Origin of the sequence: Pseudomonas sp. Leaf127 (genome assembly GCF_001423155.1) — a bacterium.
Lineage (GTDB): Bacteria > Pseudomonadota > Gammaproteobacteria > Pseudomonadales > Pseudomonadaceae > Aquipseudomonas > Aquipseudomonas ovata.
The window spans coordinates 335,059-350,023 of sequence record NZ_LMOA01000001.1; the positions used below are offsets into that span (position 1 = coordinate 335,059).

The window sequence follows — 14,965 nt, forward strand, 5'->3', positions numbered from 1 at the left end:
CCATGAGTTTTTATCACGGCATTACCACGGCGCTCGTCGACACCGGGGCCCGTACCATCGCGTTGCCGTCGTCTTCGATCATTGGCCTGGTGGACACGTTCACCCCGGGCCCGGGCGCGACCAGCACGCCGACAGCAGCGGCAAATGACCTGGTGCTGATCACGAACGAGCGCGAAGCCATTGCAGCATTCGGCGCTGAATCAGCTATGGCCAAGGCCTGCAAGGCGATCTACACCCGCGCCAAGGCCGTGATCGTCGCGTGTGGCGTGGCCAAGGTGGCCGACCCGGCGCAGCAGACCTCGGCCATCATCGGCGGCGTACTGGCCAACGGCAAGCGTACCGGCCTGCAAGCCCTGCTCGATGGCAAAAGCCGCTTTAACGCGCAGCCCCGTCTGTTGATCGCGCCCAAGCACAGCGCCACTCAGGCGGTCGCTACGACGATGGATTCCCTGGCTGCCAAGCTGCGCGGTATCGGCATCATCGACGGCCCTGGCACCACTGATGAAGCGGCTATTTCCTATGCGGCCAAGTTCGGTTCCAAGCGCCTGCTGATGGTCGACCCGGGCGTGCAGTATTGGGACACCGCCGCGAACGACACCCTTGACGGGCCCGCCTCGGCCTGGACGGCGGGGCTCTGGGCCTGGACGGATGCCGAGTACGGTTTCTGGGCCTCGCCGTCGAACAAGGAGTTCGTCGGTATCACCGGCACCACTCGTTCGGTTGATTACCTGGCCGGCGATGAAACCTGCCGGGCCAACCTGCTGAACAATGCCTTGGTGGCCACGATTATCCGGGCCGGCGGCTACCGCCTGTGGGGCAACCGCACGCTGTCGAGTGATGCGAAATGGTCGTTCGTCACTCGCGTACGCACCCTGGACATCATCATGGATGCCGTGCAGGCCGGGCATCAATGGGCCGTCGACCAAGGCATTACCGCGACCTACATCAAGGATGTGACCGATGGCCTGGAAGCGTTCATGCGCGACCTCAAGAATCAGGGCGCGATCATCAATTTCGAGGTTTACGCGGACCCTGTCTTGAACACGGCCAGCTCGCTGGAGCAGGGCAAGGTGTACTGGAACATTCGTTTCACGGACGTGCCGCCTGCAGAAAACCCGATCTTCCGCTTCGAAGTCACGAACCAGTGGCTGAACGAAGTCCTCGACATCGCCGCTTAAGGAGCGCACGCAATGGCACTGATTCCAGAAACGCTGGCGAACATGAACCTGTTCGCGGATGGCGTGAGCTTTCAAGGCGACGTCCCCAGCCTGACCCTGCCCAAGCTGACTATCAAGACCGAGGAACACCGCGCAGGTGGCATGGATGCCGCTATCGAGCTGGACATGGGCATGGAGAAGCAAGAGGCCAATTTCACGACTACCGGCGTGCGCAAGGAATCGCTGAAATTCTTTGGCCTGGCCGATGGGACCGCCGGTAACTGGGTGTTCCGTGGCGCCTTCAAGGGCCTGAAAGGCGTGATCAAGCCCGTCATTGTCACCCTGCGCGGGCTGCTCAAAGAGGTCGACATGGGCGACTGGAAGGCCGGCGACAAGGCCGAGGTCAAGCATGCCGTAGCGCTGACTTACTACAAGCTCGAAATCGACGGCGCTGTGATGTACGAGATCGATGCGCTCGGCATGAAGCGCGTGATCAACGGCGTCGACCAGCTCGCCGCCCAGCGTCAGGCCCTGGGTCTGTAACGCCCCTCCCTTTCCTCCCTCTCGCAATAACAAGGACATCTGTTCATGGGCAAACCATTGCCGAAATACCTGGAGCCGACCCCTGTCGGCGTGTTTGTCACGCTGAGCAAGCCGGTCGAGTTGGGTGGCGTCACGCAGGGCCGCATCATGCTGCGCGAACCGCTGGTGATCGATTCTCGCCAGGCCAACAAGGGCGCTGATGATGAAGAACAGGCGGAAATGAATCTGTTTGCGGCGCTGGCCGGCGTCAACAGCAAGGAGCTGGAAGGCCTGCACATCAAGGACTATTCCCGTGTGCAAGCGGGCTATTTCTTCCTGGTGCAGGAAGAACAGCCCAAGCCTGACTATCTGGACGTAACGCTTGATGGCGTTACCGTCACGCTGAGCAAAAAGACAGATCTGAACGGCATTCCTCATGAGCGCATCGTGTTTCGTGCGCCGACCGTGCGTGACGTTCGTACTGCGCAAGCGACCGCCGGCGGTGATGCTGAACAGCGCGAAATCAGCCTGTTCGCCTCGCTGGCCGAGGTTGGCTGCAATGACCTGGACGGCTTGCGCCTTAAGGATTACACCCGCCTGCAGGCGGGTTATTTTCGTATGGTGCAAGACGACGGGCTTTGATCCCTCGATCCAGAAAAGTCTGTCCAAAAGACTGGCCCGGGAGCTGGGCTTTTCGGCCACTGACATAACGGACATGCCCTGGTCGGACATGGTCTGGTGGCTCACGGACTGAGCCACGCACGGGGGAATAGCGCATGGCAAAAATGGCACTGGCGCTTGTAATCGGCGGTGCTGTGGCATCGTCGCTCGGATCCGCGTTCAACGCGGTCGAGGGCCGTATCCAGAAGCTGGAGGCCAAAGGTAGCAAGGCCAAGGTGTTGAAAAACATCATTGGCGAGACGATGAAGCTGCGTGATGAGTGGAAGCGCGCACACGACAGCGGTGTGGCATCGGCCGATGGCCTGTTGCGCAAGCTCGACACAAACCTGGACTCCCTGCGCAAGCAAGGTGTTCAGGTCGGCAAGCTGGGTCAGGAGTACCGCCGGCTCGGGCAGGAGGCGAAGTCGGCCGATCTGCAGCTTAAAGGCCACCAGCAGGTGCAGGCCGGCAAAGAGTCGATGAGGTCGAACATCGGCCAGGCGGTGGCCGGCGCTGGCATGGTCGCGGTGCCGACCAAGATCAGCGGCGACTATCAGGCGGTGATTCGGGACATTGCGATCAAGGCCGGGATGGCCGGCAAGCCCGAAGAAGCGCAGATGGCACAGACGGTGGTGCAGACCTCGCGTGACACCGGCATGGCGCGCAACGACGTGGCCGACCTGGTCAACCAGTTGGTCGGCACCGGCATGGATGTGAAAAAGGCACTGGAGTACGCGCCTGTCGCGGCGAAATTTTCCATCGGTCAAGGCACTGATGGCACCACGACGGCGAAAATGATCAGCGCCCTGGGGCAGAACGCTCAGATCACTGATCCGAAAATGATGGAACAGGCGCTGGAGGCCATTGCGTTTCAAGGCCAAGCGGGCAGTTTTGAAGCGGCCGACATGGCCAAGTGGTTCCCCGAACTGCTGTCGAACATGGCCGGTATGAAAATCACGGGCATGGATGCCGTGACGCAGTTGGGCGCGATTCTGCAGGTGCAGATGAAGTCTGCCGGCAGCAGCGACGAAGCCGCGAACAACCTGAAAAACTGGATGGGCAAGATCGGTGCGAGTGACACCGTTGATGCCTACAAGAAAGTTGGCATTGACTATGAAAAGTCGATGCAAACCGGCCTGCAAAACAAAAAATCCACGTTGGAGTCCAGCTTTGCCCTGGCGCAGGAGTACGTCCAGAAGACGGACCCCAAGAAAGATAAACAAATGGCCGAAGCGATGGCCAAGATCAACAAGGAGACGGACCCCGCAAAAGCCAGGGCCCAGATCGAGGCGCTGAATGATTCCCTGAAAACGGGCAACATTTTCGCTGACATGCAGGTCAAGGCGGCGCTGCAGGCGTACACGCAAAACAAGGCGCTGTATGAGGAACTCAAGTCGTCGGCGGGCAACTCGAAAGGTATTCTTGACAAGAACCTGTCCGAACGGCGCGAGACGTCGAATCAGCGCTGGGCTGAGACCGGGCAGGCGCTCAACGACTCGATGCGCAGCATTGGCGATGCCATCCGCCCGATTACCGATCAGGTGGCTCAGGGCATCACGAAAGTGGCGCAGGAGTTCACGCGCCTGTCTGATGGCTCGCAATCGGTCATCGCCGGTGCCGTGGCCATCGGTGCCGCATTCGTCGGGCTCAAGACCGCGTTCAGCGCCTTCACGATCGGCAAGGGTCTGCTCAATATCGCCCGGGGCAAAGTTGGGGGGCTCGGTGCCGGTGACCCGAACAAGGTCCAGAAGGTATTCGTCACGAATGCCGACGACGACAAGGGCGATGGCAAGGGTGCCGGCAAGGCGGCTGGAAAGGCCGCTGGCAAGGATGGCGACGACGACAAGAAAGGCGGCAAGCGCGCCAAAGTGCTGGGCCTGCTGGCCTTGGGGCTCGGTGCGTTCGGCAAGAAGGCCGCCGCCGCTGATGCTGACGACGATGCCGGCGCCGACAAGGACGATGGCGACAGCGCGTCAGGAAAGGACACCCCGGGCACCGCCGCCCAGGGCGACAAGGAGGACAAGGACGGCAAGGGTAAGGCCGACAAGCAAGACCCGCCCGACGTGCGTGGCAAGTTGCTGGATCTGCTCGATACCGGCGTCAAGACCATTCGCAAGAAGGGTGCCGGTGAAGGTGAGGCCGCCGAAGGTGCTGAGGCGCCCGAGGAAGGCATGCGCGGCAAAGTGCTGGGGCTGGTAGAGACAGGTATCAAAACGCTGCGCATGGGCGGCCCTGGAGCCGCTGAGGGTGATGCAGAGGCCGAAGGCGGCGACGGTGAAGACGAGGCGCCCGGCGGCCTGGTGGGCACCGGCCTCAAGCTGCTGGATATTTTCCAGAATGCCAGCAACGACGATGAGGGTGGCGACGACGGCGGCGATGGCGAAGGCGGCGCCGTCGAGCTGCAGAAGGTGTTCGTCGTGAACGCCTCGGAAATCGGCGGGCCGGGTGCTGCCGGTGGCGGCGCTCAGGCTGATGCCGGCGGCCGGCGCGGTCGCGGTCGCCGGGGTCGTGGTGGTCGTGGTCGACGTGGCGGCAATGACGACGGCGGCGAGGGTGGCCATGGGGCGCGTTCCGGGTCACGACCTGGTGCGCGCCCGCCGGTGCCACCTGTACCGCCGATTCCGCCGGCACCGCCCCCGGCGCCCGAGATTGGCCGCATTGGTCGGATGATGGGCGCGGTGGGCAAGGTCGGTGACCTGGCCAAGCGCCTGCCGGGCGGTTCGCTGGTCGATGCCGGCATGTCGGCGGTAAACGTCGCAATGACCGCCGAAACCAATGACGAGAAAGCCGAAGGCTACGGCGCGGCCGCCGGCAGCCTGGCGGGTACGCTGGCCGGCGCTGCTGCAGGCGCGGCCATCGGTTCCGTCGTGCCGGTGATCGGTACAGCGGTCGGGGGTGCGGTGGGTGCCATGCTCGGCAGCATGGGCGGGGAGTTCGGCGGTAGCTGGCTGGGCAAGACGCTGTTCGGTGACGACGCGCCGGCGGATGAAACCAAGGACAAGGACGGCGGCGAAGCCAAGGAAGACGAGTCGTCGGTGGGCAAGTGGCTGGGCGACTTGTTCGGCTCTGCCCCCGAACAGCCGGAGCCCGTGCCGCCACCTGCACCGGCGTTGGGCGATGCGGTAAGGCCTCCGGTGGCGGTAGAGCCGGCGGCACCGATAAAGCCTGTTGTCCAAGCGCCCCCCCTGGTGCTGGGCGATGCGTTACGCGTAACGGTGCCCCCAGTGCCCGAGGTCAAGCCGCCGGCTCTGGGGGATGCGGTACGTCCTCCGGTGCCGCTCATGATGTCGAGTGAAGCGGTGCGCGAGCTGGCCAAGGCCATGCCGCCACCTGTGCCGGCACCGGGTGATGCGTTGCGCGTAACAGCGCCACCCAAGCCCGAGGTCAAGCCGCCGGCACTGGGCGATGCAGTACGCGCCCCGGCGCCGGTCGAAGTGCCGGCGAAATCTGCCGATCGTACTCCGGCCATTACGCCGGGTGACGTGGTGCGCGAGCTGGCCAAGGCCGCGCCACCCCCGCCGCCGGCGCAGGAAATGGCCAAGGCTGCAGCGCCGCCGGTTGCTGCAGGCGCCAAGGTCGACCAGTCGTTCACATTCTCGCCAAACATGCCCGTTCGGGTGGATGGCGATGTGAAAGATCCGGCGCAGTTGGCCCGCGATCTGTTGCCGCACCTTCAGCGGCACTGGGAAGCGTTCCAGCGTGAAGTTGCAAGCCGGCAGGCCTCGACCCAGCTATACGATCAACCGCACGTCTAAGGAGCGCTCATGGCGTACATGGAGCAACTGCAATCATCGCTGAAATGGCTGGTTGCTGCTGGTGAGGCCGGGCGGCAGAGCATGGACGGCATGCTGGCCCCGCTCGCGGGGGCGGTGAGTGACATCACCGGCGCCGCGTCGGAGCTGGAAAACATACCGTTCGTGGGGCCACTGATCGGCGGCAAGCTGGGCCGGGTGACGCGTGCCATCGGCCTGGCTCAGTCAAAAGTGGGGCAGGTGGCCTCAACCTACAGCTCGGCCGTCTCGTCGGCCTGGCAGGTTCAGGAGCGCTTGGGGGCGTTCAAGGAGCAGGCCGCCCGGGTGACCTCGGAAGTCGGGCGGGTGACTGGGCAGGTCAACCCCTCTATGACCACGGTCGTTCCGACGACCAGCCTGGCGGCGCAGGCAACGCCGCAACCCGAGGCGGTTACGCCTTTCCCGCACCTGCTGATCATCCAGTCACACAACCCCAATGTGCAGCCGTATTACTTCAACCTGGATACGGCCGCGTTCGACGAGCTGCACCGGCAGACGTCATTCAAGTGGGCGGGCCAGGAGCGTTTGCGGCGCAGTGTTGCGCAACAGGCGGTCGGGCTTGGTGAAGACAAGATCAGCATCAAGGGCGTGATCTTTCCCGGCTACAAGGGCGGGATCGGCCAGCTCAACACCCTGCGCAGCATTGGTCGCAACCTGCAGCCGCTCAACCTGGTGACAGGTTACGGCGAAGTGCTGGGCGACTGGTGTTTGCTCAGTGTCGATGAGGAACAGAGCAACCTGCTGGCCGGCGGGATTCCCCGCAAACAAGGCTTTTCTCTGGAGTTTGTAAGCTATGGCAACGATCTGCAGAACATCTGATGGGGATCTGCTCGATGTCATCTGTCAGCAGCATTACGGGCACCTCAACGGCACCGTGGAAGCGGTGCTGGAGGCCAACCCGGATCTGGCCCGGCAGGCGCAGCCGTATCGCGCCGGCCTGGTGATTCACCTGCCGGATCTGTCGGCGCCGGCGGTGGAGCTGCTGCAACTGTTCGGCTGACCCGCGTTACGCGTAACGAGCCCCGCCCTGTGCGGGGCTTTCTCATTTCTGGAGTCCTATGAAACCGACGTACCGGATCATTGCCGACGGCAATGACATCACTGTGCTGATCAACGACCGACTGTTGATGCTACGCGTATCGGACAAGCCCGGCATGGAGTCGGACGAGTTCGAATTGCGCATTGATGACCGCGATCAGGCCGTGGCGCTGCCTCAGCGCGGCAGCAAGGTCGAAGTGCTGATGGGCTATGAAGGCCATCCGCTCACGCGCATGGGCTCATACACGGTCGATCAGATCAAGGTATCCGGCCCGCCCGATACGATGACGATCAGCGGCAAGGCCGCCGACATGCGTGGCAGCGGCAAGACCACGCGCAGCGGGAGCTGGGAAGGTGTGCCGCTGTCGCAGATCGTCACGGAAATTGCGACCCGCAACGGCTGGGAGCCGGTGTGCCCGGTACAGACCAAGGTCGAGCGGATCGATCAGCGCGGCGAGTCGGATTTTAACTTCATCACGCGGCTGGCCAGGCTGCACGACTGCACCGCAAAACTGGCCGATGGCAAGCTGCTGGTCATGCCTCGGCAGTCCGAGCTGAGCACCACCGGCAAGGCGCTGGGGGTCGTGGTGCTGGCAAAAACGGATGTGCTTCGCTACGACTTCAACCTGGGTGACCGGACGACTCAAAAGGCAGTCAAGACCCAGCACAAAGACCCCAAGACCGGCGATTTGAAGGTGGTCGAGCTGGGCAACAGCGAGGCCCCGGAAGGCCTGCCGCCCGTGCACACCGACCGGCACATCTACCCGAACGAAACCGCTGCTACAGCGGCCGCCAAGGCGCGTCTGGCGGCATTCAATCGCAGCACCGCCACGGTGCGGCTGGAAATGGAAGGGCGCACCGATCTGTTTGCCGAGCGCGTCATTGATGCGCAGGGGTTCAAGCCCGGGCTTGACGGTCAGTACCTGATCGACAGCGTTGAACAGACGCTCACGCAAGGCGGCTGGTCTACAACGGTCGAGTGCAACGGCGGCAAGGACGGCAAGGCCAAGGTCAAAGGCAAAAAAGAGAAGAAGGAAGACAAGCCGCTGCGCGTAGTGCAGTTGTAACCCCCAATCAGATTTAACGAATCTATCCATAACCCGCGTTTGCGGGTTTTTTGCATCTGGAGAAACCCTATGCCCATCACTGAACAGCAACTGCTGCAGATCCTGCCGAACTGTCGGCCCGTCGTCGGTATCTTCGTGCCGGCGCTCAATCGGGCCATGCCCCGTTTCAAGATCGATAACCGCCTGCGCATCGCGGCGTTCATCGCCCAGGTCGGGCACGAGTCCGGGCAGTTGCGCCGGCTGATCGAAAACCTCAATTACAGCGCGGCGGGCCTCGTGGCAACGTGGCCCACCCGCTTTGACAAGAACACAGCGGCGCAGTACGCCCGACAACCGGAACGAATCGCGGCCGTGGTCTACGGCTCGCGAATGGGCAACATCCAGCCCGGTGATGGCTGGCGGTTCCGTGGCCGTGGCCTGTTGCAGATCACTGGCCGGTCGAACTACCGCACGGCCGGTGCCGACCTGAATCTGCCGCTGGAGCAGGAACCGCAATTGCTGGAGCAACCGGAGCAAGCGGCGCTGTGTTCCGCCTGGTGGTGGAATCAACACGGCCTCAATGAGCTGGCTGACGCCGGTCGCTTTCAGGACATCGGCAGCCTGATCAACACCGGCAAAGTGGGGCGTGTGCCGCACGGAACCCCGGCACGCAAGGCGCTGTATGACACCGCCCTCAAGGTGTTGAATTGATCGCGCTGATACCTGCCGGCACCGGCCGGCTCTGGCTCATGCTGGCCGGCGTGCTGCTGGTCCTCGGGCTGATCGGCGGCAGCCTGTACCTAGCGTATGATCAGGGGCGCACCGTCAAGAACGCCGAGTGGCAATCCCGCTGGAATGCACGCGATGCTGGCGATCAGCAAGCGTGGGCACTGGCCCAGGTGGGCGAGCGTGAGAAAGAACAGGCCCGACAACACTCAATCAACAAGGCGATTCAGGATGGACAACAACTCATTGATCAGGCGCTGGCTGATGCTGCTGCCGCTCGCGCTACTGCTGGCAGCCTGCGCGACACCGCCGACGACCTTGCCCGCCGTCTCGCCAGTCAAACCGGCAGCCATTCCTGCACTGCCGCTGCAAGCTCGGCAGCAAGCCGCGCCGTCCTGGTGCTTGCCGACGTGCTCAAGCGCGCTGACGAAAGAGCGGGCGATCTGGCGGAATATGCTGATCAAGGGCGGAGCAGGGGGCTGACGTGCGAGCAGGCCTATGGCGCGCTCGACTGATGACCTGACTTTTCTTCGCGGTCGGCAGGCCATGGCTTGTTGGCCACCGCAATACTGAAAGAAATTCGTAGTAAAGGAGCGGCCGACACTGGATGCGTCAACATCCGGTATCGGTCACCGAACCCGCAGTCCCTTCCTGCAAGTCCAGCCAAGGCCCCCGCTTCGTGCACAAAGCGAACGGGAGCCTATCACCTGTCTATTCATACAGTAAAGGCTTGCAATCAATGTCCTCTCCCATCGTCCCCTGGATGGGCGGCAAACGCCGCCTGGCCGACCGCCTCATCCCGCTGTTCCCACCCCACGAATGCTACGTCGAAGTATTCGCCGGCGGTGCGGCCCTCTACTTTTTGCGTCCCCAGCAAGCCCCCGTTGAGGTCTTGAACGACATCAACGGTGACCTGGTCACCCTATACAGGGTCGTGCAGAACCACCTTGAAGAGTTCGTGCGCCAGTTCAAATGGGCGCTTAGTTCCCGCCAGATATTCGAATGGCAAAAGATGACCCGCCCTGAAACCCTGACCGATATTCAGCGCGCTGCAAGGTTCTTCTACTTGCAACAGCATGCGTTCGGTGGAAAAGTATCGGGTCAGACGTTCGGTACCGCCACAACTGGCCCGGCCATAAATCTGCTGCGTATCGAGGAAAACCTGTCTGTGGCCTGGCAGCGGCTTGCAGGCACCTACATCGAGAATCTGCCTTGGTTGGAGTGCGCCGAGCGTTACGACCGGGTGCATTCCTTCCTGTATATGGATCCGCCTTATTGGCAAACTTCTGGATATGGTGTGGGCTTTGGATTCGATCAGTATCAGGGCATGGCCGACTTCATGCGGCGGTGCAAAGGCAGGGTGATGGTCAGCATTAATGACCATCCCGACATGCGGCAGGTGTTCGAGGGGTTTCATTTTGAGACCTTGGACATCCGTTACACAACCGTCAATCAGCGCACCAGCCAGGCCGGAGTGAGCGGAGAGTTGGTGATCATGAACTGGGAGCCTGCCGCGTTGGGTGGGCTTTTTTGAGTATCCAGTCTAAGGCACGCTAAGCCAAAGCGCTGGCCAGTATTTCTGATTAAAGGTAGGAAGGGCGGGGGTAGTGGATTAGGCATACCCCCGATCCAAAACTGCCCCTTATTAAAGGCTGCTGTCGGCTAAAAGTAGACTTTTGAAGGGGAACAGAAATTGAGGATGATTCAGACAGCTATGTTAGCTGTTCTTCAAAAATAAGGTGGTCTGCTTCATCACAAAGACCGAGGCAACACCGGCAAGGTGGTTCACCGTCTGCGCCAGTTCAGGAGGATTTGATACATAATCGTCATCCTTTCCATGTGAAGTTTCATTGCGTAGGGTACCGATTCCGTGAAACACCGTGCCTACGCCCTGGAGCATTTCCGAAGCAGCTGGGCCAATGGTGGATGAGTCTCGAAGAATACCTAGCAATCGCTTCAGCAATTTCTCGATTGAGTAGCTATCATAACCTTCTTCCCCCAGTGCTTTTAAGCAACTTTTTAGCACGGTTTCAATGTGCGTGCAGCTGAGGGAAATCGATTGATCAGGATCTGGAAAAACTAATTTCCGAGCTTTCAACCACGAATCCAGTAACTTAGAACTATTACTGAACAGGCTATCAAGGTCTGCATCAATTATAGCTTTTTCGACAGTCATGAATTGAGCAAGGGACTGAGCCGCGGCGGCGGTTTTTAGAAACTCTTTATCGAGGTTCTGGAGTAAATCGGCTACCAGCGAGTTCAACACCTTGGTATCACTGACGCGTCTCTGCATATCAGTTCCAGCCTCTTCTAATGAACAAAGAGTCCAGTAGTCCAATTCGCTGGGACGAGGCACCTCTTTCCATCCGATTTTTAACTCCCGGCCAGTGAATGCTAGATAGCAAGTTGTATGCCCAATTGGATCTTCTTCTTGGTCAACAATCTCATCAAAAGTGATGGTTTTACTATTGCCGCCACACCCAAGACCTTCGACCAACTCCAAAAGTTTTTGCTCGAAAGCTTTTAATCCATATAATAACTGTAGGTTCTCATTTTTTACCATTAATGATCGAGCAGCCAGCGCTGCAAATCCATCTTCACTCATTTTCTGAACTCATCTATTCTTTCAGCTTTTCTAAAATGTAGGTCGCGACCGCACCAGAAATTGAATTGCCCTGTGGCTTTTAGAGACACGATGTAACCCTGGACGATAGCTACCCCTGACTCATTTGGAGCGTCGCAGCTCAGTTTGTTCTGAAATCTGCGATACCGCGCATCAGATTCACAATGAATAACCCCTGATTTTTTAAGCTCTGAACGGGTGCATTCGCCCGCAGCAGCCACTCATGGATGACCACATCCGAAACAGAGCTGAAATTCCCGATCTAGTCCTTCTATACTAAGGGGATTGCACGAAAAGTCATCATTGCCGTGACCTAATTCTAATGAGGCGCCAGTAGTCCTGCTGAACACCTTTACGAATATAGCGTGCAGACATCACTTGTACCATTCAGCTTTGATCGCCGCGAAGTCCATGTCCTTCCATTCCTCCTTCCACAGTTGCCAGTAAGGGATATCGTTCGAGGAGGGGGCGTCGGCGCAAGGCTCAATCTGAACGATTGAGGGAAGAATAATGGATTCACCTACCAATAAAGCTTCCCCTTGCCGGAACGATGTCATTTTGTCAATCAATGAACCAAGCGAGTCCGGAAGTAGCTTTTTAACGTAGCCTTGATCCGTTGGGTTGGTCAGACGCATCGCAATGAAGTTGCTGCATTGAGAAAAAATCGTTTCTGATATTTCTGATGGTCGTTGGCTCGCTAACAATAGCGTGACACCATACTTTCGTCCTTCCTTGGCAATCCGTTCAATAGAGGCTTTGGACGACCGGTATTTGGAAAGCTCGCTATTAGGGACATATTTATGCGCCTCCTCGTAGACAAGCAGGATTGGTACGTCGTTGTTCACCTTCTCGCTAGGGTTCTTGGCGCAGCGTATGCGTTTGTAGATGTACCCGTACTCGAAAACGAGCCTCGATATGAGTGATACTGTGATGCTCAATACTTCGAACGGAACTCCGCTAAGGTCAATGACGGTCACGTTTGATCTGCTTTGCAAGGGGTATCCGAGCAACTGCTGAAGTGTTTCTTCGAACGTGATGTTATTGGATTTTTCGCCTAGGAAGAATTCCAGCCTAGTGTCGTTCACCTTGTTCTCGAGTCGGCTGACGAAGTTTGTCAGCTTTCCGTAAAGGCTTCCCTGCGTGTATTTAGGCTGTCCAGCCTTTTCTTTGTTACTGGATGCATAGACTTCTCCGCTATCGACCAACTCTTCATTCTTAGCGATTGCGTACGCCAGCACCTCTTTGATATCGAATAGGATAGGCGTATCGAGGTGAATCTTTTGCTTTTCGGTTTCGGAACCGCTGTATTTTGCGCGTCGGTCCCTAATGATCGCTTCTTTGAAAATGTTCCTCTGATTGTGATCGTTTGCTTCAGTGTCGAGGAAAAACTCCTCCAGCTCTTCGCTGTTTAGCATCCAGTATGGTAAAACTAAGTTTGAAATGTCAATGTGGTTTGCGGAAGGGAATGCCGACTTGTACTCTGCGTGGATGTCGAAAATTATCACATGCGAATTGTTAAGGGAGAAGTCGCCGTCTTTTCCCGATACTGCCTTCTGGATGATGGTAGCCAAGGTGTGTGATTTACCGGAGCCGGTCGAGCCGACCACTGCGATGTGCTTGTTGAAGAACTTGTTTCCGTTGACAGGCACAGGGACGTTCCCATTTGAAGCCAGCGTCGAAAACAGGAATCTCTCGCCTTGGGGAACTGAGTCGTCGTAAATTTTTTTAATATCGGCGATGGTCGCGGGTTGGACTTCTTTCGGTGGGATGGCTAGCGAATCACCGCCGCGTTCGAACTTACCTTGCCTCAAAATGCCTATTGGGAATGCTTCGATGATGTAATCCCGCTTTCCATTTGTGCTGACGGCAATCTGGAAGTTCTCGATAATTGCTATGAGAACCGCATTTTCGTTATCCGCAATCTTCACGTATGAGCCGACCCTCAGCGACTCTTCCGCTGTTTTAAAGTCTTCGAGGTCATCCACAACAATGCGCACCTTGTCGGGAAAAACCGCGATTACCTGGGCATTTATTTTATCTTCTTCCTGTTTATGTACCATGCTAAATTCCTTGCGTTTAGATGATTGATTTGACGTCCGATAGCCGCTCAACCTGAATCTTGACGTGCCGGACCGCTGGCTTGTCGTATTGGAAGTAGCAGTTGCCTAAATGGAATTGGTAGATGCGCCGTGTCTTGGCAATCATGTCTACGGTTTGCTCGACGTTGGAAAGCGTGTTTAGGACCTTTATCCTTATACCGTTACCGTGCGTGGCTGTCTGCGTGATCGATTGGTGGCTAAAATCCGCCCCTTGGAAGTCGTGGCCATCTATGAGCTTAAAGCCCTCGTTGCTGAGCTCTTTCTTAAGGTCGAGAAACTCACTGTCTGTTACCCCGTGAACATAAATGTACGGACAGAAAGGTGACGGCTCACGAGCGGACAGTTTGGCCCATTTCCTTGAAAGATCGTGGAATAGGTCCTTTAGGTCGCCTCGCTTATATGAGTCAGAGTCTACTTCTACCATGAAGAAGCGTTCGTATGGCGGCACGTTTAGTTCTGTAAAATACTCCTTGCGAAGCGCTGCCAAGTGAGCCTTTTTACCCTTTCTCTCGACGAACCACTCATTGAATAGAATGCTCGAGGTATTGATCCTAGCAAGGAATTGCTTCTTCGTAATTGCCCGGTCCGTTGGCGAAGCCTTGATCGATAAATCGCGGATAACCGCTAGCGCATTGCTGTAGAAAAAGTATTCGGCACAGAATAACGATCCTCCCAGCGCAACTTGGAGCGCCGTCACCACCTCTCGGAACTGTTGCTCAAACTCTTTCGCTCTGATGTCTATAGTCAGGCGCTGTAAAAACTCCTTGAGTTCAGTGTCGGAAAGCTCTAAGTCCAAGTGGTGATAATAGATTGCTTTGTCTTTCGTATAGGTCAGAAAGTGCTTCTTTAGGAAATCGACGTCTACACCGCCATCCAGTTTTTCTTGGCCGGATGCATAGTGCCCCTTTATGGAGTACGCAACCTTCGGTTTCGTTCCGCCCAAGCTTTCCTTGAAGTGGGACACCATGTGCTTAATCGCATCTTTGATCACGGAGTGATTATATTCGGTCTTCGCGTAGTACTTGCACTGCGTGGCGGTAATTTCGCTTGCGGTGCGGATATCGATGTCCTCAATGCACTCGATCTCAATAGAATCGTCCGGCGAAGCCAGTTGCAAAATGCTAAAGATAGACAGATCGAACTGGTAAAAATAACCTCGGATAGTGTCAACGGCGCTTCTGTCAGTCATGGCACGTCCATCTGCTATGTCTCTATCAGTAATTACTTGCACTTAGCATTGTAAGTCGGTGCAAGTATTCCAACGTATCATTCCGTAGATGCTGGCGAGTACTCGTCGTACACC

General features: G+C 57.9%; 13 protein-coding genes and 1 pseudogene. 11 read left to right on the forward strand and 3 right to left on the reverse strand.

What is annotated here, in order from left to right; translation table 11 throughout:
• Nucleotides 1-2 precede the first annotated feature (2 nt).
• From ASF84_RS01520 to ASF84_RS01570, 11 genes and pseudogenes are all read left to right on the forward strand, one after another.
• A complete protein-coding gene (locus ASF84_RS01520) occupies nucleotides 3-1,178 on the forward strand; it encodes a phage tail sheath subtilisin-like domain-containing protein (RefSeq protein WP_056834518.1) in 1,176 nt (391 codons plus the stop codon).
• 12 nt (nucleotides 1,179-1,190) lie between these two features.
• Nucleotides 1,191-1,700, forward strand: coding sequence for a phage major tail tube protein (locus tag ASF84_RS01525; RefSeq protein WP_056834521.1), 510 nt, complete (start codon nucleotides 1,191-1,193; stop codon nucleotides 1,698-1,700).
• A gap of 45 nt (nucleotides 1,701-1,745) precedes the next feature.
• A pseudogene (locus ASF84_RS29885) lies at nucleotides 1,746-2,006 on the forward strand (phage tail assembly protein); the annotation flags it as partial.
• Nucleotides 2,007-2,018: 12 nt separating this feature from the next.
• Complete coding sequence (locus ASF84_RS29515; protein ID WP_056835327.1) at nucleotides 2,019-2,321, forward strand: phage tail assembly protein; 303 nt, start codon at nucleotides 2,019-2,021, stop codon at nucleotides 2,319-2,321.
• 134 nt (nucleotides 2,322-2,455) lie between these two features.
• Entirely contained in the window at nucleotides 2,456-6,094 is a 3,639-nt protein-coding gene (locus ASF84_RS01540) for a phage tail tape measure protein (RefSeq protein ID WP_082481248.1), read from the forward strand.
• Between the two features lie 9 nt (nucleotides 6,095-6,103).
• A complete protein-coding gene (locus ASF84_RS01545) occupies nucleotides 6,104-6,949 on the forward strand; it encodes a phage tail protein (protein WP_056834524.1) in 846 nt (281 codons plus the stop codon).
• Nucleotides 6,924-7,130, forward strand: a complete 207-nt coding sequence (locus tag ASF84_RS01550; protein WP_056834527.1) for a tail protein X — start codon at nucleotides 6,924-6,926, stop codon at nucleotides 7,128-7,130. The genes ASF84_RS01545 and ASF84_RS01550 overlap by 26 nt, the downstream gene beginning before the upstream one ends.
• Nucleotides 7,131-7,188: 58 nt before the next feature.
• Entirely contained in the window at nucleotides 7,189-8,235 is a 1,047-nt protein-coding gene (locus ASF84_RS01555; RefSeq protein ID WP_056834529.1) for a phage late control D family protein, read from the forward strand.
• A 69-nt stretch (nucleotides 8,236-8,304) separates the two neighbouring features.
• Nucleotides 8,305-8,925 (forward strand): glycoside hydrolase family 19 protein, encoded by a 621-nt coding sequence (locus ASF84_RS01560; protein ID WP_056834531.1) that lies wholly within the window; start codon nucleotides 8,305-8,307, stop codon nucleotides 8,923-8,925.
• A complete protein-coding gene (locus tag ASF84_RS01565; protein ID WP_330219662.1) occupies nucleotides 8,922-9,455 on the forward strand; it encodes a DUF2514 family protein in 534 nt (177 codons plus the stop codon). Before ASF84_RS01560 ends, ASF84_RS01565 begins: the two co-directional genes overlap by 4 nt.
• 224 nt (nucleotides 9,456-9,679) lie before the next feature.
• Entirely contained in the window at nucleotides 9,680-10,474 is a 795-nt protein-coding gene (locus ASF84_RS01570) for a DNA adenine methylase (protein WP_056834533.1), read from the forward strand.
• Between the two features lie 183 nt (nucleotides 10,475-10,657).
• On the opposite strand, the gene ASF84_RS28915 is transcribed toward ASF84_RS01570, so the two are convergent.
• The 3 genes from ASF84_RS28915 to ASF84_RS01585 form a co-directional block, all read right to left on the reverse strand.
• Nucleotides 10,658-11,545 (reverse strand): abortive infection family protein, encoded by an 888-nt coding sequence (locus tag ASF84_RS28915; protein ID WP_156684126.1) that lies wholly within the window; start codon nucleotides 11,543-11,545, stop codon nucleotides 10,658-10,660.
• Nucleotides 11,546-11,937: 392 nt separating this feature from the next.
• On the reverse strand, nucleotides 11,938-13,623 hold the full coding sequence (locus tag ASF84_RS01580) for an ATP-binding protein (RefSeq protein ID WP_056834537.1): 1,686 nt from the start codon (nucleotides 13,621-13,623) through the stop codon (nucleotides 11,938-11,940).
• A 16-nt stretch (nucleotides 13,624-13,639) separates the two neighbouring features.
• Nucleotides 13,640-14,851 (reverse strand): DUF4297 family anti-phage-associated protein, encoded by a 1,212-nt coding sequence (locus ASF84_RS01585; RefSeq protein WP_056834539.1) that lies wholly within the window; start codon nucleotides 14,849-14,851, stop codon nucleotides 13,640-13,642.
• Nucleotides 14,852-14,965: the final 114 nt, after the last annotated feature.